The sequence below is a fragment of the Rivularia sp. PCC 7116 genome, from assembly GCF_000316665.1.
GTDB lineage: Bacteria > Cyanobacteriota > Cyanobacteriia > Cyanobacteriales > Nostocaceae > Rivularia.
In genome coordinates, this window is sequence record NC_019678.1 from 1168171 (window position 1) to 1189839 (window position 21669).

Annotated in this window: 19 protein-coding genes; 9 read left to right on the top strand and 10 right to left on the bottom strand. The window is 37.4% G+C overall.

What is annotated here, in order from left to right:
• The first annotated feature begins 132 nt into the window (after positions 1 to 132).
• Positions 133 to 1386 carry a GAF domain-containing sensor histidine kinase gene (locus RIV7116_RS04455; protein WP_015117068.1) on the top strand — a complete coding sequence of 418 codons (1254 nt, stop codon included), beginning with the start codon at positions 133 to 135 and terminating at the stop codon, positions 1384 to 1386.
• Here RIV7116_RS04455 and RIV7116_RS04460 read toward each other — a convergent pair.
• Complete coding sequence (locus tag RIV7116_RS04460; RefSeq protein ID WP_015117069.1) at positions 1383 to 1670, bottom strand: Mo-dependent nitrogenase C-terminal domain-containing protein; 288 nt, start codon at positions 1668 to 1670, stop codon at positions 1383 to 1385. The genes RIV7116_RS04455 and RIV7116_RS04460 overlap by 4 nt on opposite strands.
• Positions 1671 to 2210: 540 nt before the next feature.
• Here RIV7116_RS04460 and RIV7116_RS04465 point away from each other — a divergent pair.
• Entirely contained in the window at positions 2211 to 2600 is a 390-nt protein-coding gene (locus RIV7116_RS04465; RefSeq protein ID WP_015117070.1) for a 6-carboxytetrahydropterin synthase, read from the top strand.
• A gap of 88 nt (positions 2601 to 2688) precedes the next feature.
• Here the strand turns inward: RIV7116_RS04465 and RIV7116_RS04470 are convergent, their stop codons facing one another.
• The gene (locus RIV7116_RS04470; protein ID WP_015117071.1) at positions 2689 to 3039 is read right to left on the bottom strand and encodes a pentapeptide repeat-containing protein; all 351 of its coding nucleotides are present in this window, start codon (positions 3037 to 3039) and stop codon (positions 2689 to 2691) included.
• Between the two features lie 811 nt (positions 3040 to 3850).
• On the opposite strand from RIV7116_RS04470, the gene RIV7116_RS04475 reads away from it, so the two are divergent.
• The 4 genes from RIV7116_RS04475 to RIV7116_RS04490 all read left to right on the top strand — a co-directional run bounded on the left by RIV7116_RS04475 (position 3851) and on the right by RIV7116_RS04490 (position 8889).
• A complete protein-coding gene (locus RIV7116_RS04475) occupies positions 3851 to 5074 on the top strand; it encodes a pyridoxal phosphate-dependent aminotransferase (RefSeq protein WP_015117072.1) in 1224 nt (407 codons plus the stop codon).
• Between the two features lie 100 nt (positions 5075 to 5174).
• Positions 5175 to 6344 (top strand): LeuA family protein, encoded by a 1170-nt coding sequence (locus RIV7116_RS04480; protein ID WP_157229251.1) that lies wholly within the window; start codon positions 5175 to 5177, stop codon positions 6342 to 6344.
• A gap of 136 nt (positions 6345 to 6480) precedes the next feature.
• Complete coding sequence (locus tag RIV7116_RS04485) at positions 6481 to 7281, top strand: sterol desaturase family protein (RefSeq protein WP_015117074.1); 801 nt, start codon at positions 6481 to 6483, stop codon at positions 7279 to 7281.
• 114 nt (positions 7282 to 7395) lie between these two features.
• Entirely contained in the window at positions 7396 to 8889 is a 1494-nt protein-coding gene (locus RIV7116_RS04490) for a DHA2 family efflux MFS transporter permease subunit (protein WP_015117075.1), read from the top strand.
• Between the two features lie 243 nt (positions 8890 to 9132).
• Here the strand turns inward: RIV7116_RS04490 and RIV7116_RS04495 are convergent, their stop codons facing one another.
• Positions 9133 to 9555: a lysozyme inhibitor LprI family protein gene (locus RIV7116_RS04495; protein WP_015117076.1), complete on the bottom strand. Its 423-nt coding sequence runs from the start codon at positions 9553 to 9555 to the stop codon at positions 9133 to 9135.
• A 196-nt stretch (positions 9556 to 9751) separates the two neighbouring features.
• Positions 9752 to 11467 carry a triacylglycerol lipase gene (locus RIV7116_RS04500; RefSeq protein ID WP_015117077.1) on the bottom strand — a complete coding sequence of 572 codons (1716 nt, stop codon included), beginning with the start codon at positions 11465 to 11467 and terminating at the stop codon, positions 9752 to 9754.
• Between the two features lie 377 nt (positions 11468 to 11844).
• Between RIV7116_RS04500 and RIV7116_RS04505 the strand changes: the two genes are divergently transcribed.
• Positions 11845 to 12555 carry a TerC family protein gene (locus RIV7116_RS04505; RefSeq protein WP_015117078.1) on the top strand — a complete coding sequence of 237 codons (711 nt, stop codon included), beginning with the start codon at positions 11845 to 11847 and terminating at the stop codon, positions 12553 to 12555.
• Between the two features lie 151 nt (positions 12556 to 12706).
• Here the strand turns inward: RIV7116_RS04505 and ndk are convergent, their stop codons facing one another.
• Positions 12707 to 13183, bottom strand: a complete 477-nt coding sequence (gene ndk / locus RIV7116_RS04510; RefSeq protein WP_015117079.1) for a nucleoside-diphosphate kinase — start codon at positions 13181 to 13183, stop codon at positions 12707 to 12709.
• Between the two features lie 249 nt (positions 13184 to 13432).
• Between ndk and speA the strand changes: the two genes are divergently transcribed.
• Positions 13433 to 15460 carry a biosynthetic arginine decarboxylase gene (gene speA, locus RIV7116_RS04515; RefSeq protein ID WP_015117080.1) on the top strand — a complete coding sequence of 676 codons (2028 nt, stop codon included), beginning with the start codon at positions 13433 to 13435 and terminating at the stop codon, positions 15458 to 15460.
• A 372-nt stretch (positions 15461 to 15832) separates the two neighbouring features.
• On the opposite strand, the gene RIV7116_RS04520 is transcribed toward speA, so the two are convergent.
• The 4 genes from RIV7116_RS04520 to RIV7116_RS04535 form a co-directional block, all read right to left on the bottom strand.
• Complete coding sequence (locus RIV7116_RS04520; RefSeq protein WP_015117082.1) at positions 15833 to 17002, bottom strand: sugar phosphate nucleotidyltransferase; 1170 nt, start codon at positions 17000 to 17002, stop codon at positions 15833 to 15835.
• Positions 17003 to 17296: 294 nt separating this feature from the next.
• Positions 17297 to 18124, bottom strand: a complete 828-nt coding sequence (locus RIV7116_RS04525) for a segregation/condensation protein A (protein WP_015117083.1) — start codon at positions 18122 to 18124, stop codon at positions 17297 to 17299.
• A 204-nt stretch (positions 18125 to 18328) separates the two neighbouring features.
• Positions 18329 to 18667 (bottom strand): lipopolysaccharide assembly protein LapA domain-containing protein, encoded by a 339-nt coding sequence (locus tag RIV7116_RS04530; protein WP_015117084.1) that lies wholly within the window; start codon positions 18665 to 18667, stop codon positions 18329 to 18331.
• Between the two features lie 627 nt (positions 18668 to 19294).
• Positions 19295 to 20347: an AI-2E family transporter gene (locus RIV7116_RS04535; protein WP_044291496.1), complete on the bottom strand. Its 1053-nt coding sequence runs from the start codon at positions 20345 to 20347 to the stop codon at positions 19295 to 19297.
• Between the two features lie 57 nt (positions 20348 to 20404).
• On the opposite strand from RIV7116_RS04535, the gene pdxH reads away from it, so the two are divergent.
• Positions 20405 to 21049, top strand: a complete 645-nt coding sequence (gene pdxH, locus RIV7116_RS04540) for a pyridoxamine 5'-phosphate oxidase (RefSeq protein WP_015117086.1) — start codon at positions 20405 to 20407, stop codon at positions 21047 to 21049.
• A 240-nt stretch (positions 21050 to 21289) separates the two neighbouring features.
• On the opposite strand, the gene RIV7116_RS04545 is transcribed toward pdxH, so the two are convergent.
• Entirely contained in the window at positions 21290 to 21664 is a 375-nt protein-coding gene (locus tag RIV7116_RS04545; protein WP_015117087.1) for a hypothetical protein, read from the bottom strand.
• Between the last annotated feature and the right edge of the window lie 5 nt (positions 21665 to 21669).

Consider the following 21669-nt stretch of genomic DNA (forward strand, 5'->3'; position numbering starts at 1 on the left):
TTATTGTATATTATTTATATTTATTGGAAAAAATATTGATTCTGGATATTAAAACAAGCGTTTGTGACAAGAAAGTATTCTAATATTCAAAAAAATTAATAATACTATTAAATAATTAATTAGGAAAAATCTATGACAGTAGAATCTCAAGCTTCGCAACGGAAACAGCGAACTTTAGAAGTTTTATCATCTTTGAGTTATCGCAACGGAGAACTCAACAAATTTTTACAGGAAATTGCGACAGGTGTTAGTAAGCTAATTACCATTGATTGGTCTGTAGTTACTCTTTGTCACAACGGTTTCGACAAGATTCTTGCTAGCAGTATAGAATTAGATGATTACGAAACTACTTATTCGCTGCATGGTGTGGTAACTGGAACCGTAGTAGAAACAGGAAAAAGCCTTACAGTTGATGATACCAAAACTTGTACAAAATACGGTGCAGTACCAGAAGGATATCGTTCTTATTTAGGAGTACCTTTACGCACTTCCCAAGGAGAAGTTATCGGGACAATTTGCTCGTTTCACCAAAAGCCCCGTAAATATAATTATGAAGAAGTTGCAATTGTCGAATTATTTGCCGAGCGTGCGGCAACTGCAATTGATAATTATCAACTTTATCAGCAACAATGTAAATTCAATGAAATATTAGAAGCTGAAGTTGCGAAAAGAACGGAAGAATTAAAAGCAGCGCAAGCAAAACTTGTAGAAAGAGAACGTTTAGCTGCGATTGGAGAATTTGCATCCGGAATTATTCACGAAATTCGCAATCCATTTACTACTATGAAAATGGGTTTGAACTATTTTAAAAAAACAGATAAATCCGAAGCTGCTCAAATGCGAGTATCTTTAGCATTAGAAGAAGCAGATAGATTAGAAAGATTGTTAAAAGAAATTTTGATGTACGCAAAACCTCAAAGATTAGATTTAGAAGAAATTGATATTAATTGGTTTATTTCTCAAATGTTGGAATCGCTGCGAATGATACCGGCAGCAACCCAACGGCAGATAGAATATAATCCCCCATCAACTCAATTAAAGGTAATGGGGGATAAAGATAAACTAAAGCAAATTATAATTAATCTTGTGCGTAACGCTTGTGAAGCTATAAGCGTGGGAGAAACCGTAAAAATTCAGCTTGAAAAGCTTGATAATTCTAAAGAACAAAAACAAATATCAGTTAATATTTGCAACGGAGGAGAACCCATACCCCCAGAGGTTTTACCAAAATTAACCAAGCCTTTTTATTCAACAAAATCCTCTGGTACTGGATTGGGGCTGGCAATAGTTAAACGCATAGTAGAATCTCATAATGGTGGATTATCGATTAAATCCAACGCCGAAGAAGGAACAATAATAAGTGTAAAATTACCAATTAGCTCTTAGCAATAAGCTGTAATATCTTCACCACATTCATCAGCAAGATAGCACAAAGCTTTAAAACGTAAAGTAACAACTTGCTCGTAAAGAGGATTTAATTTGCACATTGGAGGAATGTGAAATAATTTGCGTCCGAAAACTACAATATCGCGTTCAAAAGGACATTGTGCGGGAATAAGTTTGCAAAGAAAGTGAGCGAATTTTGAACTGCGAACTTCTTGAGAATCCAGCCATTGACGAATGGGGAAAAGAAAGTCGCAATGGGATTTATTTTGAGCAAAGCTTGTCATGATTTTTACCTAATTATTTAATAGTAGAGCCGGGAACTTTAAATCCTTTTCTATATATAAATAGGTGCGGATTTAATCAGTTATGCATAACATTCCAACGAACACCTATAACTACATGCAGCTATTTGAGGGTTCCGGATGTTTTAAGGAGAAAATAATTGTCAATTCATTGACAGAATTCGCAAAACAAAAACTATAGAATTTGTGGAGTTTTTGGATTAATGAATCAATAGTTATTTAGATAATTATGAATTTATTTATTAAATTTATATGAACTATAATATTGTTTCAATTTAAAGTGATACATATCACTGACATCGAAACGTTACGCTGCAAAGTATTTGTATTTCTCGCTTTGTATCAAAAATATTAAATTCAAGAACCCGATTTTTTCAAAAAACCAGGTTTATAGCGACTTGAGATTTTTTAAATAATACACAAGAACCATAAAAGCCCCAATAAGATAAGATAGCAGCGTAGACAAATCACTGTTTGCCTTCCGATTAGTCAATAACAATCAGCAACGAGGCGATACTTAAGATGCCCAAGTGGAAACTTGTTACCGAATTTACCTTTGATAGCGCCCATTACATCAAAGATTATAATGGTCCTTGCGGTCGGATGCACGGGCATAGTTATACAGTGCGGATTGAAGCAATTAGCACCAAACTACACTCTTCAGAATTTTGTCCTCATCCGGTGATGGTTGCCGATTTTAGAAGTTTACGTTGGGCTAAAAAGGATGTCGCCAAAGGAGGATTAGACCATTGCGTGCTTAATGAAGTGATGCCTCCCGAATACGAAACCACGGCGGAGATGATTGCTAAATATATATATGACGAAACCAAGAAGAAGTTACCGGAAGGGGTAAAAATCAAAGTTGCCGTGTCAGAAACTGCTAATTCTTGGGCTGAGTATGAGGATGATTGAGAAAGTAACTCATAAAATGACTGGGTTACAAAAAACCTGCAACCGAGTCAATTTGATTGAATTCTAAAATAGATGGGGTTGAATTCTTTTATTTAATAGCTTCCTCGATGTTAGCTCCTTTGAGTTTGGCTCCTTCGAGGTTAGCTCCCTTGAGTTTTGCTCCTTCGAGGTTAGCTCCAAACAAAACAGCGTTCTGTAAATCTGCTCCGTAAAGGGTTGCCTTTGATAAATCGGCTTTCTGTAGGTAAGCTCCTGATAGATTTGCTTTTTGTAAATAAGCTCCCGACAAATTGGCTGCTGATAAACTAGATCCTGATAAGTCGGCTCCTGACAAGCTAGCTCCTGATAGGTTAGCTCCATAGAGCTTTGCGCCTGATAGGTTAGCTCTATAGAGTTTTGCTCCTGACAAATCCTTCTCATGTAAATCTGCTCCCGACAAATCACATTTTGGACATCCGTTTTCAATTAGTTTATCTAAGTCAGTTTGAACGAATGCATAAGCAGGAGAATTCTGAGAGGAAAAACTTCAAAACCGAGACTCAGTATTGATTAACGCATTTATTAGAAGAATAATTATCCGGTATTTTGTCCCAAAAATTTGGCTTTAATTTCTAGTTCCAGTTGCGTAAGTCTTATGTAAAACAAATCTGATGATGATTAATATTAGATTTTAGTATTAGAGAAGACAGACAAACAAAGAGTAATAAGTGATATTACTAAATGAGAAATGAAATAATACTTTAACTTCTCAATGTATAAGCAGCTTTGTAAGTCGCTCCGCTGTTATAGTCATTAGTCACTAATGACAGAATTATTGGTATACATACATTTTCTAGAGCATAATTAAACGGCATTCAGTGTGTTCCGAAGCCGCATAGTTAGAGTGAAAAGCTTGAAGTGTTTCCATTCATAGTTCACCTTCGGGGAATTGGATAAAATGATCCCCTGTAAAAATTAAGGTGTCAGGCTTCCATATGCCGGGAAGCTTACTGCTCAATAGCACATAGTAAAACGCTTTCACTAAGAATTTATTTAATCATAATTCATGCAATCCACCATTACGTACTCCACAAACCCTACCAGGGGCTTTGATGGGGATTAGTTGGTAGACAAAATATTTGCGTGTTTTTGAGTTTTTCATTCACCCCAGCTGTGGTTGAAGGTTATTTTTTTGTTCCCTTATTAGACTGCTAGTTTTCATAAACAAAAAGTATTTGAACTTTTACTAGTTTCCAGGAATTATACAACTTATGAAAACATTAAATTGTGTGGATCTGACTCAACATGAAGTTGAAGCATTACAGCATGAATTTAACTTTGCTAATGCCTTTACTCAACAGAGCCAATCTCCTTCACAAATGGATATTGTTAACAGATTACCGGAGTTATGGTTAGAGGCTGAACGAAGCAAACAGCAAGATTTGAATAATAAGTTCATAGAATCTTTCTATACCACTCGTGGTTTAAAAAGTGCATTGAAGCCAAACAATATTATGCTGCATTATTCCGCTTCAATTGCCATAATGCATATTGCAAATTATTTATTCAAAAAGCGCTTAAGTGTGACTTTAATTGAACCCTGTTTTGATAGTCTTTTCGGCGTATTAAAAAATTTCAATATTCCAATTAATCCGTTAGAAGAAGAGCTTTTGTATGACGGTGATACTATTTATAAAAACCTCAAAAATAGCATTAAAACAGATGCTATTTTTCTTGTAGACCCCAACAATCCCACAGGTTTTACTACATTAGGTACTCAGAACAAGAAGATTTTTCAAGAAATTATCAGGTACTGTAAAGATTACAATAAACTTCTAATTATAGATTACTGTTTTGCTAATTTTCTGATGTATGACCCGAACATTGAGCTATATGACACTTATCAGTTATTGAAAGAGTCTGGTATCAAGTATATGGCAATTGAAGATACTGGAAAATGTTGGCCAATTCAAAGTACTAAAGCGGCAATGTTAAAAGTATCCGATTGTTTATATCAAGATATGTATGAAATTTATACTTCTTATATATTAAGTGTTTCTCCATTTATTCTTAATTTATTAAGTGAATATATTCTAGATTCCCATCGCAATTATTTTGGCCATATTAGAAATTTACTTAGAGAAAACAGAGCTATTCTTCAAGAAAATCTCCAAGGACAAATTTTACACCTGCCAGATACGATGGCAAAAACTAGTGTAGCTTGGTGTGAAATTAAAGACGATTCTATTAAAGCAACTGACCTACAAAAGTTTATTTTTAAAGAAAAGGGCGTGTATGTTTTACCTGGAACTTTCTTTTTCTGGAATAATCCTACTTTAGGCGAGAAATATATCAGGATTGCTTTAGCCAGAGATACAGATAATTTTATGCAGGGGATGATATTACTCAAAGAAGGATTAGAGTTATTAAAGCCACAGAATTGGGTCTTAAAAACAGAAAATTTGCCGATAAATCCTGCAATATTAGCACTTTAAAAGCCCTAAATAATCGAAAAACCTGAAAGTATTTAATCGAATCATAATTATGGATGCGAGCAATTTGATATATAACTGGAACAGGTCATCAAATAATAATTTGAAATCTGTTCAAATATGTGATGAAACCTTACGAGATGGTTTAGAAGGTGGTGTTAATCGTATTCCTTCTGTAGAAGAAAAGCTGGACTTACTGAGCCTAGCAAATGACTCAGGAATTAACGATGCAATGGTGGGCTTTCCCGGTCAGGAAGTCGCTTATAAGCAAGCTCTAGCTCTTTGTAAAGGAGCAGAAATTAGAGGGTTAAATATCAGATTTGGTCTACTTGGACGCATGGTAGAAGCAGATATCCACGCTATTGATAGGATTCGTCAAAATAGTAGCCATCCTGTAATAGCTCATTTATTCATTCCTTGCTCTCCTATCCGTCGTTATGTAGAACGGTGGGAAGTAGATGAACTAGAACGACTAACCCGTTTTGGTGTTGCTTTAGCAACTAAATTAGGTTTACCTGTTAACTTCTCTCCTGAAGACACTTCTAGGGCTGAGCCGGAAATAGTAGAGCGTTTATGTCAAGCTGCGATTGAGGAAGGAGCAACAGAGATTACAGTTTGCGATACAGTAGGCTATTTAACTCCCACAGGAACAGAGCAACTAGTTAAGCACTTGCGACAGTTTTTTGATGAAAAGGGTTTCAAAGTACGCTTAGATTTTCACGGTCACAACGACCGAGGTTTAGCATTAGTAAATTCTCTGGCTGCTGTAAACGCAGGGGTTGATTGTATCCAGGGTACGATGCTCGGTATTGGCGAACGTGCTGGTAATGCACCTTTGGATTTAATAATGATTAATCTACAGATGCAGGGGCTTTGGAATAGTCAAAACTTGATAAAACTCAGAGAATATTGCATGAAAGTTGCTCAACTTTGCGAGTTAAATATTCCGGAAAAATACCCAGTTTTTGGTACAAATAGCTTCCTGACTCAGATGGGTGTTCATGCATCAGCTATTCTCAAAGCTGAACTCCAACAAAACAAAGATATAGCAGCTTGTATTTATTCAGGAGTCGATCCAAGTTTAGTTGGATTAGACTACGGTATTCAAGTTGGTCCTTACAGCGGTCGTGCCAATGTCAAGTTTTTATTACATCGAAAAGAAATAGAAGTAGCAGATGAAATTGTAGATGAAATTTTAACTAAAGCCCGCACTGAAAATCGAATTATTGAGAATGATGAAGTAGTACAAATGGCAAATTTATTAAGTTTGTGAGTGCATAAATAGAGTTACTAATTACAAGTATTTGTTCGTAATTAATTAAGTAATTATTTGAGCAAAGACTTGCGATTAAATTATCAGTATATCAGCTCCAATATATATCTTTTATCGGCAAGACTATTGTATTTTTATGGCACAAATAATCGCTTTTTCTCTTGCTTTTATGCAGAAATTGCTAGTTCCTGTCTTAACACTATTAATATCAGGAACGATACTCTGGATATGGGAAATTAATCAACCTTTCCGTAAAATTCAATATTTGTCTACATTTCTCCAAGACTTGAAAGAATTGCCCATAATTTTGTTATTTATAATTCTTTCTGCTCAAATTTATGCTTATATAGGTAATCTATTTATTTTCCCTGGGATAGAAGCAGTTACCCATTGGACAGGTTGGACATTAGTTCTCTCCCTTCCTTTGTGGTTAAGAATTATTTTTGCAATTCTAATCAAGGATTTGATTGCCTATTTTTACCACTGGCTAATGCATCATAATCTTGTTTTTTGGCGAGTTCATAAATGGCATCATTTGCAAAGCTCTATGTACTGGCTTAAGGGAAATAAAAATTCCTTAATTGCTAAGTTTATTGCGAAATGGGATTTTTTAGGGTTTCCACTATTAGGAATTCCTTTAGAGATTACCTTAATTTGCGTGCTTGCTTATTCATTCTTTACTTTTTTTGTTCACAGCAATATTCAGTGGCTACCTTGGATGAGAGCAGTTGAATGGGTGTTTGTTACACCGAGGTATCATTTAGTTCATCATTCGAGCGATATTCAACTGCAATACAAAAATCTCGGCGATGTATTCACATTTTGCGATCGGATATTCGGAACCTATGTAGATCCAGAAACTTTCGATTCTAGCAATGGAGAATTTGGTTTAGATAAGGAAGAATCCCTAACTGTGAGAATGATTATGGGCATTTAGAATCCTAAATCATCAAAGTTAAAGTTCATACATTTGATAATTTTCAAGGCTCCATCTTGGGGCTTGAGGAAATCTTGATGCCATTCAGTATAAAGTTTTTTTACACAAAAAAATATGACTCATCAACTAACTACATCTGACAAACGGTGGGTAACTCTAGGAATTGGAATCAGCGCATTTATGATTGCTGCGGAGTTATACATAGTAGGTGCAATGATTCCGATACTGGTTGAAGACTTTCATACCACCTTCGCAACTGCCCAGTGGATAATTTTAATTTATACTCTTGTACTGACAGTGCTGGTACTAACTGTGGCAAGGTTAGGCGATATGTTTGATAAGAAGCTATTGTTTTTGAGTGGCTTGGTGTTGTTTACTATCAGTTCACTATTCTGTGGATTAGCACCAAATATTGCTTTTTTAATTACTTTTCGAGGATTACAAGGACTCGGAGCTGTATTAGTATGGGCGCTACGGAATGCAATAATTGCAGAAATTTTTCCCCAACAAGAAAGGGGACGTGCATTAGGTAGGGTTACGGGATTAGCTTCTTTGGGATTAGCTTTAGGTCCAGGATTAGGTGGACTGTTGATTGGTTTTGGTGGTTGGCGTTTAGTTTTTTGGGTAAATCTGCCAATTGGTATTATTGCTAGCATAATTGTTGCCAAGTATCTCCCATCTTGTGTTGGTAGTGGGCTTCGTAAGAGTTTTGATGTGATTGGATTTCTTTTGATGTCCCTTACACTCAGTTGCTTTGTTCTGGGAATAACAAGATTACAGGATAATGGTTTTGGCGATTTAAAGGAAATTATTTTGATTGCTCTAGCTGCAATCGGTTTAGTGTGTTTTTTACTTTTAGAGTCTCGTTTAGAAGAGCCAATACTCGATCTAAAAATGTTGCGCTCGCCAAGTTTCAGTTTTTATTTGCTGTTATTTGGCATGATTTATATTATTGCTGGTATTATCCAATTAGCTCTACCTTTATTTCTAGAATTAGTTTTGCACTATTCTCCCCAAAAAGTAGGGTTATTATTAACAGTATTGCCACTAGCATCAGTAGTAATTGCACCAATAACAGGCTCTGTTTGCGACCATTTCGGAGAGCGTATAGTCAGCTTATTCGGGCTTTTATTAATAGCAATTGGATGTTTAACTGGTAGTAATTTGAATCTTGAAACTACTACTATGGGCTTTTGTATACGAGGAATTCTCATAGAAGTAGGGCTAATTAGCTCCATTATACCTATCACCAACATAGTTATGGAAGCTGTAGAACATAAAAAACTAGGAATTACCTCTGGTTTATTAGCTTTATCAAGAACATTGGGGATAGTAATAGGTACGTGTTTGTTCAGTATTCTTTTTTCAAGAGTTACTGTTTATAATACTCAGTTATTAACTGGCAATAATGTCACCTCTGAGTCCCATCAACTTCTTGATATTGCGACTGCACCCGTCGGAGCATTAATTAAAGGTATAGATACCACTTTTGTGACGATGACTCTAATTACCTTTGCCTCAATTATGTTGGCAGTTTTCCTCTGGTGGCAATCTGCAAATACAAGCAAGGCTAACATTGAAGTTTTAATAGTAACTTCTAAAAACTAGTACTGCTTCGCGGAAGTAAGAAGTAAGAAGTTTGATATCTGCGGCTTTTCAGCCATTTTTAATGGTTACCTTATTTACGCCGAAACAATAACAATAACGATTGTCTGTGCCCTTACAGCCAAAATTATAGGACTCTTATTTGATTTTTGAAAAAGTCTCAGTACATTTTCTATTCCCTGTTCTCTATTCCCCGTTCCCTTCCTCAACTAATTATTTCAATATTCAAACCGGATTGCTATATATCTAAGGATTATTAACTATTTCTAAAGCCCCTTCCAAATCTTTAACCCGCTTTTCGGTAACATCAGCTAAGCAGCCAAGTTCGAGAACTGGTTCTAAAGTACCTCCCGCAGCAAAGCTAGATCTAAACTTACAAGTTTTATCTCTAAACTGAATCCAAGCAAGTTGAGCATTAACTAATTTTTTTTGCTGGCTTTTGCCTAATTTAGGCTTCAATTGTCGATAAACTTGATTCAATTTCTTATCTGCTGCTTTATAACTTCTATCTGCACAAACTCTCATCTCATAAGTTGTTTGAGCATTATTACAGTTACTAATTTGAGCTATTTTATCAGAACTACCGCGAGCTAAGTTTGGTAATGCGACAATACCCAATATTGGTAAAGAAATAAGAGCAGCTTTTTGTAAGGTGGAACGTAATTTCATTTAGTTAAATATCCTTGTTTGTTGTAAGTATCACCTCAGCTTTAACTTTCTAGATTCCAGATTTAACTGGTTAAATTCCTGCAATTTTATATAGCTTGGTTAAAGTATGCTGGAGAGGGCTATTATTTTTTCTACCCCCTCTATTCCCTCTCCATCCTTACTCGTTAAAATTAATGAAATCGAATACTAGTACTAATTATTCCATCAAAAACTGTTGAGGCTCGCCCTCTTCAGGAACAATATCAATTTCTATTTTGAAAGTACCAACAAAACCAGTGCCGCGAACTTCAAATTCCCAACCACCATCAATAAATTCCATGACTGTGGCGTTATTTTTATCGGCAAATTGTTCGTCGCGATGTAAGAAAAGCTGTAATTCTTGACTTTGAGTTGGTAGCAAAGCCCGAATATAGTACTGCTTGCGGAAAATTACATTGTCGGAAAAACCTATACCTAATAAATCTCGTTCTCCAACATAAAAATCAAGTCGCATTACCATATCTTTTTCAGCAATACTTTCATCTTGCAAAATAGATTTAGTATCGAAATAACCTTCCCAAATTAATTTGTTATCGTCAGCCCAACTAAAACCAAGTTCGTCATTAGTTTCCCCGAAATCAATATTGTTATCAGAATATTCGGTATTAGTTTTACTAAAAGGACCGTAACAATTTTCTGCTTCTTTACTTTGATGAAACAATTCAAAGTCTACACCACGAGGCTTTATGCTAACTCCTAAAAAGAATTCACTTTTACCAAATAAATCCTTACCGCGAGTGACTTTTCCGCGCACAAAACGCAATCTTGCTCTTAAGTTACCAAAAAAGAAGCGCGTAGCAATTTCAAACGCTTCTCTTGAAGTGACTATAGAATCTTTACCGCTATGACTTTTGTGGATAAATGTTCTTAGTGCCCCTGGTATTTGAGCATAACTTTGTTTAACTAAGCCATCGCTGCGATTGTAATTAGTTCCGTATTCATCTTCTATAGAAAATAATCGGTTTGCAAAGGATGCTGCTCGTATATCATAAGTACGATAATTTGTACCAACTATGGCAAGCATTCTTTCTAACGGAAAATATTTATGGAAGTTAACGAAAGACTCTGGTTTTTCGGCATCTTTTTGAAAATTAGGATTAAAATGCTCGATTTCATCTTTGGCACTAATTCCAATCCAATTTTCCATCAATTGAAATGAAATTCCTTGATGGGGTGTACCAATAGTCACGATTTTGTTAATAAAATCTTCCCCTTTCTGATTATTTTCAGGATAAGTACGCTGTATCGCTTCCCGCACCAGCAGCCCGCCCATAGAATGAGCAATAATATTTACCTTTGGCTTTGGTTTATCAGGGTTTTGCATGTGTGCGAGTTCTCGAATAAAGTTGATTAAACGCACAAGTGCCTTACCGTAAGTTGTAAATGTCCTATCGTTTAAATCGTAGTAACGAAACACCCAAATCGTCTGACAAACATTGTCTACCGATTCAAGTAAATGTAAAGCCATTGCTGGATCGATAATTACTTTATCTCCCGAAAAATAATTTTCTGATTGCAAATGCTTGAAGTTTTGTACAACGTTTTTATCTTCAAGTCTTTGCAGTTGAGGGGATAAAGGAACTCCTCTACGGACTAAATCTTCTAAATTCAGTAACTTGCGAGGAAGTACCGGCTCATTATTTATCACCTTGCCATAGTAACCAACAACATTTGTCGCATCTTGGTACTTCCAGTCTGACTTTAAAAACCTGAGAATAAATCCTTCATAAATATAGTTTTCTCCCTTTTTGTGCGGGTAAACAGTACTATTATTAAATCCTTGGTATGCATCTTGTTTCTCGTCCGAAACATCCAACTGACCAAAACCTCTAATTAAAATTATCGGCTGAGAATTTCTTGTAGATTCAGACATGACAACCTCTCAAAAATTATTTATTGTATTTAAGTAGTTTATATATTTAATTTTATACCTAATATTAATATACTTACGTATTTACTTTCAAAAAAATACATACTCTTGCATTAATAATTATTTCTTTAATAACCGTATGGGTCATAGTAATAGTTAAGCTGAAAATTGTTGCTTATTTAAGATTGACTCAAATTAACTATTTTTTTGTATGTCCATCGGATGTCGCAGTAGGAAAACCGTACCTATAAGCAAACTTCAGCATCCAGAAAGTAGCTCGTAAGGGTTAAGCTTTATTAAAGTAGCTTTTCCCAACCGAGAAGCGATAATAAACTTTCGGTTTTTGTTAACTTTTAATTGCGCTGTTTGAGAAACACCTAATGTTAGAGCGAATTTTCGATTATCTTCAATATAATTTCAGTATTGAAGCATCTATAGTCCTACTTATTCTAATTTTTCTAGAAGCCGTACTGTCAGCAGATAATGCCATTGCCCTAGCTGCTATAGCTCAAGGGCTTGAAGACAAGAAACTTGAACGTCAAGCGCTTAACATCGGTTTAGTCGTTGCATACGTGCTGAGAATTACTTTGCTTCTTACCGCTACTTGGGTGCAAAAATATTGGCAATTCGAGTTAATCGGCGCAGCTTATCTACTTTGGTTGGTATTTCAACACTTCACCTCCGAAGAAGATGAAGAACATCATCATCACGGTCCCCGTTATACATCGCTTTTACAGGTAATACCCGTAATTGCCCTGACAGATTTAGCCTTTTCTTTAGACAGCGTAACTACTGCCATTGCTGTTTCAGATACGAAATGGTTGGTAATAACAGGAACTACAATTGGCATTATCACCCTGAGATTCATGGCAGGCTTATTTATTCGCTGGTTGGATGAATTTGTTTACCTTGAAGATGCAGGCTACATTACCGTTGCATTTGTAGGCTTACGCTTACTGTTGAGAGTAGTCAACGAAGCTTTTGTTCCCCCTCAGTGGGTAATAGTTAGCGCGATCGCGATTATCCTAGCCTGGGGATTTTCTAAGCGCACAGCTTCCGAAATGTCAGAAGAAAGCGAAAAAACAAATTAGTTGTTAGTTGGGCATGGGGCATGGGTAATAGGTAGTAGGTAATAGGTAATTGGGAATAGTGAGGGGAATTTTTTGGAACATCATTCTTCACCCCCTCATCCCCTCACCTCCTTGTCCCCTTGTCTCCCCCAATCCCAATTTCCCCAGAAAACTACTTAGCTGCTAATTCCTTAGCAAATTTTTCATACAACCAAGGCATGTTTTGAGGTTGCCAGCTAACTAATTCATCATTGCTAAACCATAAGGAAATTTCTCTTTGTGCGGTTTCGACAGCATCCGAACCGTGGATGATATTGCGCCCGATGTCAACGCCAAAATCACCGCGAATAGTTCCGGGTTCTGCTGTTAAAGGGTTAGTTGCACCAATTATCTTTCTAGCAGCAGCAACAACGCCTTCACCTTCCCAAACCATTGCTACAACAGGGCCAGAAGTGATAAAGTCCACCAAGCCAGCAAAAAATGGTCTTTCTTTATGAACGTCGTAATGGGATTCAGCCAATTCCCGACTGACTTTCATAAATTTCATACCAACCAAAGTAAAGCCCTTGTTTTCATAGCGGCTAATAATCTCACCAACTAATCCACGCTGTACCCCATCGGGCTTAATTGCTAAAAATGTGCGCTCCATCACTATCTCCTATAAATTCATCAATCTATCACTTGTTATTTGTCCGTCGCGATTCGTTTTTTGTCAATAGTGAATTTGGGAATTGGGGATAGAGAATGGGGCATTGGGAATAATTATTTATTCTCTCCCCTCTCCATTACCTACTACCTAATTACGATTTATGGAAAATTTATACCCCACGAATCTTCCCCCCGAGACATGAATGAGTTAAATTGAAATTCGTGGGTGAAGTACGAAGGTGAATGGTAAATGGGTGTTGAGTCTATTGCTACATCGGCTGAAACAGGAAAATTATCATTGAATGGCAAAAAAGCTAAAGCTAAAGTAAGTAACAATAAAAAAGCTCAGAAACTTTTGCCACCCAGTACAATTACAGATTCGCCCCAAAATAATTGGACAATCGAAGAAAGTGAAGCACTGTACCGCATTGAAGGTTGGGGACAGCCTTATTTTTCTATAAACGCTGCCGGTCATGTTACGGTTTCTCCAAAAGGCGAACGTGGTGGTTCTCTGGATTTGTACGAATTGGTGAAAGCGCTGAAACTGCGTAATTTGGGCTTACCTTTACTGATTCGCTTTTCCGATATTTTAGAAGACAGAATCGAGCGTCTCAATGCTTGTTTTGCTAAAGCTATAGCTCGTTACAACTACGATGGTGTTTATCAAGGCGTATTTCCAGTCAAATGCAATCAGCAACGGCATTTGATTGAAGATTTAGTACGTTTTGGCAAACCCCATCAATTTGGCTTAGAAGCAGGTTCTAAACCGGAATTAATGATTGCTTTGGCGCTACTGGATACGGTTGGAGCTTTATTAATTTGTAACGGTTATAAAGACCGTGAATATATTGAGACTGCAATGCTAACTCAAAGACTGGGGCAAACTCCAATTCTAGTTTTAGAACAAATTGAAGAAGTTGATTTAGTAATTGAAGTTAGCAATCAGTTAAAAATTAAACCTATATTAGGAATTCGTGCCAAGCTTAGTACTCAGGGAATGGGACGGTGGGGTACTTCTAGCGGCGATCGCGCTAAGTTCGGTTTGAATATTCCGGAAATTATTCGCGCTGTTGATAAATTACGCAATGCCGATTTGTTGGATTCATTACAGCTTTTACACTTCCATGTCGGCTCTCAAATATCGGCAATTAATGTAATTAAAGATGCTATCCAAGAAGCAAGCCGTATCTACGTGGAGTTAGCTTCCTTGGGAGCAAATATGAAATATCTTGATGTCGGCGGTGGTTTAGGAGTTGATTATGATGGTTCTCAAACCAATTTCTACGCTTCTAAAAACTACAACATGCAAAACTATGCCAACGATATAGTGGCAGAGCTAAAAGATGCTTGTAAAGAGCAAAATATTCCCGTACCAACACTTGTCAGCGAAAGTGGAAGAGCTGTTGCTTCCCATCAGTCAGTATTGATTTTTGATGTTCTCAGTACCAGCGAAGTACCATTAGAACCACCCGAAGCATTTAAAGAAGGTGAATCCCATCTAATTTCCTACTTGTGGGAAACCTACCAATCTATCAACGAAGAGAATTATCAAGAGTTTTATCACGATGCGGTTCAGTTCAAAGAAGAAGCTATTAGTCGCTTCAATTTAGGAATTTTATCTTTAAGGGAACGAGCCAAAGCAGAACAACTATACTGGGCTTGTTGTTATAAAATTCTTAACATCATTAAGCAGCAGGAATACGTACCCGACGATATGGAAGACTTAGAGATAATTATGTCTTCTATCTATTACATAAATCTTTCGGTGTTTCAATCGGCACCCGACTGCTGGGCGATAGATCAGTTATTTCCGATAATGCCCATACACCGTTTGGATGAAGAACCCACGCGACGCGGTATTTTAGCCGATCTCACCTGCGATAGTGATGGAAAAATTGATAGTTTTATCGACTCGCGAGACGTAAAATCTGTTTTGGAACTACATCCTTTCAAAGCCGGGGAACCCTATTACTTAGGAATGTTTCTTAATGGAGCTTACCAAGAAATCATGGGTAACTTACATAACCTCTTCGGCGACACTAACACCGTTCACATTCAATTAACGCCAAAGGGCTATCAAATTAAACACGTAGTTAAAGGCGATACCATGAGTGAGGTAGTAGGTTACGTACAATACAATACCGAAGATATGATAGAAAGAATTCGCCAGCGTTGTGAAGAAGCCTTAGAGCAAAATCAAATAACCATCGCTCAATCTCAGCGACTGCTGCAAACCTACGAGCAAAGTTTGAGTCGTTATACTTATCTTTCTTCGTGAATCAACACTTTGGAACCTCACCCCCAGCCCCTCTTTATGAAGGGAGAGGGGTGTAATCATTTACCCTTCTCCTTGACAAGGAGAGGGGTGCGCGTAAGCGCGGGGTGAGGTTTTTGGATTGATGGTGCGTGACGTTCGTAACAACATTCATTACTACGTTCAAATGATTTCGTAGCGTCACACACTACAAGAAAATTATCCCCATTACCAATTACTAATTATCAATTACCAATTACCAATTACCAATGCCCCATGCCCAATGCCCCATGCCCAATGCCCCATGCCCCATGCTCAAAAACAAAACCCGGCTTCTCTAAAAACAAGAAACCGGGTTTTATTAATTTTGTGGAATTCTATTGTCGTAATTCCCGTTCAACTAGAAGTAGTATCTAACAACTCAGCAATAGCTTGACGCTCTGCGGGGTTGTGAGCGGGTGGTGCTTGGCGAGCATCGGTAATCAACCAGTCTAAGGAAGCTGCTTGAACGTCAATTGATGCCCCAGTTTTATCAACGCAGTAGCGACCGTAAACTAGTTTATCAACTAACATTACTCCCGGGCCAAGCCGTGAATATTCAAAAATCACGCTGTTTTCTACAGTAGCGCCGCTACATACGCAGCAAGAAGGACCAATATAAACTGGGCCAACAATTTTGGCTCCATCTTCTATTTTGGTCATTGCACCAATGTAAACAGGGCCGGTAATATCCACCTTATCCCAATTTACGGAAACATTTAAACCGGTATAAATTCCTTCTTTAACTTGATTGCCGGGAATTTGTACGTTTTTAATTTCCCCTGAAAGTACTCCGCGAATTGCGCGCCAATAATCGGGTACCTTACCGATGTCTACCCATTCAAAGTCCATTGCTTTAGCGTAGAATGGCGCACCCATTTCTACAAGTTTGGGGAATAAATCACCACCGATGTCATATTCAACATTGGAAGGAATATGTTCAAATATCTCTGGTTCAAAAATGTAAATACCAGTACTGATATTTGTACTTTTTGCTTCTTCTACAGAAGGTTTTTCTTGGAATTCCTTAATACGACCTTCGTCATCGGTAACAACAATACCGTAACTAGACACTTCTTCGCGAGGTACAGTTTTAGTTACTATAGTGGCGATAGAACCTTTTTCTCTATGCCATTTTACTGCTGCGGTCAAATCCAGGTCAATTAAAGCATCGCCGCACAATACAATAAAAGTATCGTCGAAAAAAGTGTTAAAATCCTGAATTTTTCTCATTCCACCAGCAGAACCGATGGCTTTTCCGACTAATTTACCGTTATCGTCAATACTACCTTCAAAAGAGTAGCCAATTTCTACACCAAACCTTTGACCGTCACGAAAATAGCTTTCGATTTCCTCAGCTAAATGACTCACATTGACCATAATTTGGTCAAAGCCATGCTGACGTAATAATTCCAGTAAAAATTCCATCACTGGCTTTTGCAGGATGGGAATCATCGGTTTAGGAGTAGTGTAGGTAATCGGACGAACACGAGTACCTTTACCCGCAGCCAAAATCATTGCTTTCATAAATACTTAGTCCTCAACCACAAGCCAGTTTACGTAGATTAAGCGATACTTCATCATCTGTTTTTATTTGTATGAAGTCATCCCTAAAAGCACGGATAATACACTTATAATGCATTCACATAAGTGGGTCTTGGCAAATAAAATGATAAGAAATCGCCAATATTCCAGTTTACTCACATTTGAGTATCCAACTCAAAGCTCGCATTCAAGCTTTCTATAAAACCATGCTCCTTCAAAAGCGTTAGAGTTTTGCGTGCTTGAGAAAAGACAGTCGCTCCGCCGCCGAAAATTAAATTAACTTGCTGCTTGAGACATAGGATTACTAGTCGATTGTGCAAGCAAGCGAATTTTTACTTCTTGATAAAAATCTTCTTGATACAACTCTACCTTTGATTGAGCCGAGAGCAGTAGTAGCGCCCAGAAGACACTCACTGTATGAGCATTTACTCCGTGGGAATGGTCTTTCCCCAACTTCGATATTGATTGGGTTTGAGACCACCACTCTACTAACTGTTCCAAATTCATCCAGCTTTCTCCCAAATGCAGTTCTGCTGCTTTAGTTTGCAAAACTTGTTCCAATTCCCCAGCAACTTCCGTGAGATTTTCTTGGTGTGCTAGTTCTAATGCTGCCTTTAAAGTTCTAATTCCGGGCTGGCGTTTTTTCGCTAGAGGCTTAGTTTTTTGTACCAGTTGCAGTTGTTTAGCCATTACATGCAACTGGTCAATTAACTCCTTTAAACTTACCCGACGTGCGGGTGGAGGCATTGCAGAACGTCTTCGTCGTAACTGTTTCTCTAAAGGCAGTCTAGCTATCCGTTCGTTCAAAACATCTTCATCATCAAGCAGAAATTCATCTGTCATTGAAGCATCTAGCTCATCTTCTGCTGATTGCAATTCCATCAAAGTATTAGCTTTGAATAACACCAACATTGATGCCGATAAAAATGCTTGTCCCGATTGAGATAGATCGGTTTCATACCCCCTCTTCCTTTTCTCAGGTGCCATGAGTTCTATATATCTGTCTATCACCTCAACTACTTGCACATCCCAAGGATCGATTTCTCCTTGTTCGGCTTGATGAATAAGTTGGGTAATTGTTTCTAAAAGCTCAGAAGCATCCATCGACAAGTACTAAAATTTTGCGAAAGGGCAGAATTGGGAATTGGGAATTGGAAATTGGGAATGGGGAATAGTTAGGAGTTATGAGTCAGGAGTTGAGAATGTAGTGGGAGCGTCTGGCTTCTTTAAACAACTTAGCTTTTTAGCTCCCCCCTTGTTCACCATTTTCCCCTGTACCTGCTCTCTCCTTATCTCCTCATCTCTCGATTAAGCGTTAGCTGAATCGCTAGCCACTGGTAAAGAAGGTTGTAAAGATTGAATTTGAGTTTGGTACTCTTCAATCTTGCATTCTAATTCCTGAATTTGAGCATTCTTTTGACGAACTTTTGAACCAGACCACGCAAGTCTTTCTAAATGAGTCCAAACACTAAATAACCAAGCCAAAACTCCACCTAAGCCCAAAGCTATTAGCAACTCAACTGAAATTGGTGCTTGTACTTCTACACCCGGAATTAGATGAATGGTTCCTAATTCTGTGTTTTCTATACTGAATAAAGCAAAAGCTAAACAAAAAATAAAAATTATCGCAAAATTTAGTTGTCTCATGGTCAACTATCCACTTAAGTGATTAATTGTTGTTATTTTTTCCAGTTCTTTCCAATCAATACCTGCCATGAATGGTAAGTATTAGCTGTGCAACTTTGATATATTGCATTTTTATTAATGCAGTCGTTACACGATAGGAACAATAGAGTATTAGAATAAAATTCACCAGGGCATTTGCTACAATCGAACGCTAGTCGTTTCCAGTGGGAAGCCAACCGCGTGCGGAGATTCTCCCTGTTGAGCCTGTTGAGCCGACTGCCGTGAGACCCCCAGACCTCACTGGCTCGGAAACCGAGCCGCAGCTTCGGTGAACGGCAACGTAATGGCTCAAGAAAGTATATCACGATATTTTTATACCTTTAATCATAAAAAAAATAACACTGTAATTATGGTCTTTATACTGAATAAAGGTTAAAAATAGCTACACAAAAGTTTAAGACATAATTTCTATTAACCTTCCTTTAAATTTTCTGCTTGAGCATTCTGCGCTTAGCACATACTGTTGGATTGTCTTTGATACATCTTTCTTTAGGCTACTTATATTTATTGGGATATCTAGTATTGAAGAATACTAATAGGAGAGATATTAGGTATGAAAAGTTAGAAGTTATAAGTTTGGATCTGATATTAGTTGTTGGTTACTGTTCGCTGGTTTTTAACAGCGTCGAAGGTTCCTTTAATGGTTCCAGCAATAGGAATTGCAACTAAGGTTCCTAATAATCCGGCAATCTCGAAACCTACAAGAATCACAACAAAAATCCAGATCGGGTTAAGTCCGGTAAAGTTTCCCATCAATTTTGGAGCTAGCAGATTATCTTTAACTTGCTGCATGAATATCGAAAAGAATGCTAATTGAATTGCTAGCCACCAATTTTGTAGTAGCAGTAGTATGGTTACGAAACCAATGCCTAAAGTCGCTCCAATAAAAGGAATTAGCTGTGATATTCCAATGACTACGGCAAATAAAAAAGCAAATGGAATTTTAATAACTAAAAATATTGGTGTTAGAGTTGTCACCATAAACAGCGCGAGTAAAAACTGACTGAGAAAAAAGTAGTGAAAATTGAGCCGTAATGATTTACTCAAAGGAACTCGGATTTTTTCAGGCAAGAGATTTACTAAGCCATACCAGACGCGATCGCCATACAAAAGCATGTAAAATGCTAGCACTATTACTAAGATGGTATTCACCAAACTTGATAACAAGGTTCCGGCAAATCCTACAGCACCAAGTGGCAATTCTTTGAGCAAGTTTTCGATGCTGGCATTAGTTTGATTCGCTAATATTTTTAAGTTGATTAACGGCAAGCGTTGTCTTTGAGCAGCAGCTTCTAATTGTATTAGTTTATCTTGAAAGCTGTTTAACCAATCGGGAATTTTATCTGAAAGCTGAATAGTTTGGTTAATTACGAGGGGTACCAAAGTAATACCGATGAGAATCATTAGTGCTAGAGTCAGCAGCAAAACTATAGTTACCGCCCATTGACGAGAAATACGGGCACCTTCTAGAAATCGAACCGGATAATTGAGCAAAAAAGCCAGAATTGCTGCAATACTTAAGATAGTTAGTGGATGCCGAAAGTAATGAAAAACAAAAGAGAGCAATCCAATATTAAGAGCTATAATCGGGGCACTTAAGCCATAGATTAATAAGTTTTTTAAGGAAGCCCAATGGCGCATCCGCATATATTTTTTTATTTTGTACTATTTGTATAATTTTGCAATCAAACAATTGTAATGGATAAAAATATAGCAGACCTTCGTCAAGACTACACTTTGCACGGCTTAAGCGAAACTGAAGTCGATTCAAATCCTTTGATACAGTTCAAACAATGGTTTGATAGAGCAGTGAGCGCCGATATCTTAGAACCTAATGCTATGACTGTTGCAACTACAACACCAGAAGGTAAACCTTCAGCCAGAATGGTGCTGTTGAAAGATTTTGACGAACGCGGTTTTGTATTTTATACCAACTACAATAGTCAAAAAGCACAAGAATTAGCAGAAAATCCCCAAGCTGTTTTGGTATTTTGGTGGGCTGAACTGCAACGTCAAGTAAGAATTAGCGGAAGAGTAGAAAAAGTTTCAGAAGCTGAATCAGATAAGTACTTTTACAGTCGTCCTTTAAAAAGTCGTTTGGGTGCTTGGGTTTCAAATCAAAGCAAAGTTATTGAAAGTCGGGAAGTTCTGGAAAAACAGCTAGAAGAACTACAGGAAAAATATCAAAATCAAGAAGTACCTCGTCCGTCGCATTGGGGTGGAATTCGAGTTATACCGGCAGAAATAGAATTTTGGCAAGGGCGTTCGAGCCGTCTCCATGACCGTTTGGTTTATAGAAGAAATTATGATGGTGATTGGAGGATTGAGCGGTTGTCTCCTTAAAGATTGTTTGGGGAATTTAATTTGATTAAAACTTACACCATTTCTTTATAAAGATGCGCCGAATATAGCCCATGTAGATGGGCTTTGTTTGAATAGCCCCAGCCTTATAGGCTGCGGGCAATTTAGCGCAACCTCACACTGACTTCTCAAAAATTATTTCCCACCTAAAACCAACCCAAAAAAACAAAGAACACGACATGTGCCGTGTTCCGATAAAAATATTAGAGGAATCCATAATTACTACTTAATTTCTTCCTCATCATCCCAAGGAGGAATTTCTCCCGTTGCTCTGGGTGTGATATTAAATTTTTCATCTTCGAGCAGTATTTCTGCCGTGATGGTTGGAGGCTTGGGTTGAGGTTGAGAATTTTCATCTAGATGGGAATCGTCATCATCGTCATCCCAAGGTGGTATTTCTCCAACAATCTCGCGATTACTAGCAATTTCAGTAGTAATTACAGGTTTACGAGGTTTCTTTTTTTCCTGTTTCTTTTCCGTTTCACTGCTTGCTGAAATAATTTCAGTTTCGTTTTGATTTTGATTTTCTTCTTTTTCTTGAGACTTCTGACTCCAAGTTTGTATTTTTATTTGTTTTTTGTCTTTTTCCTCAGACATAATCA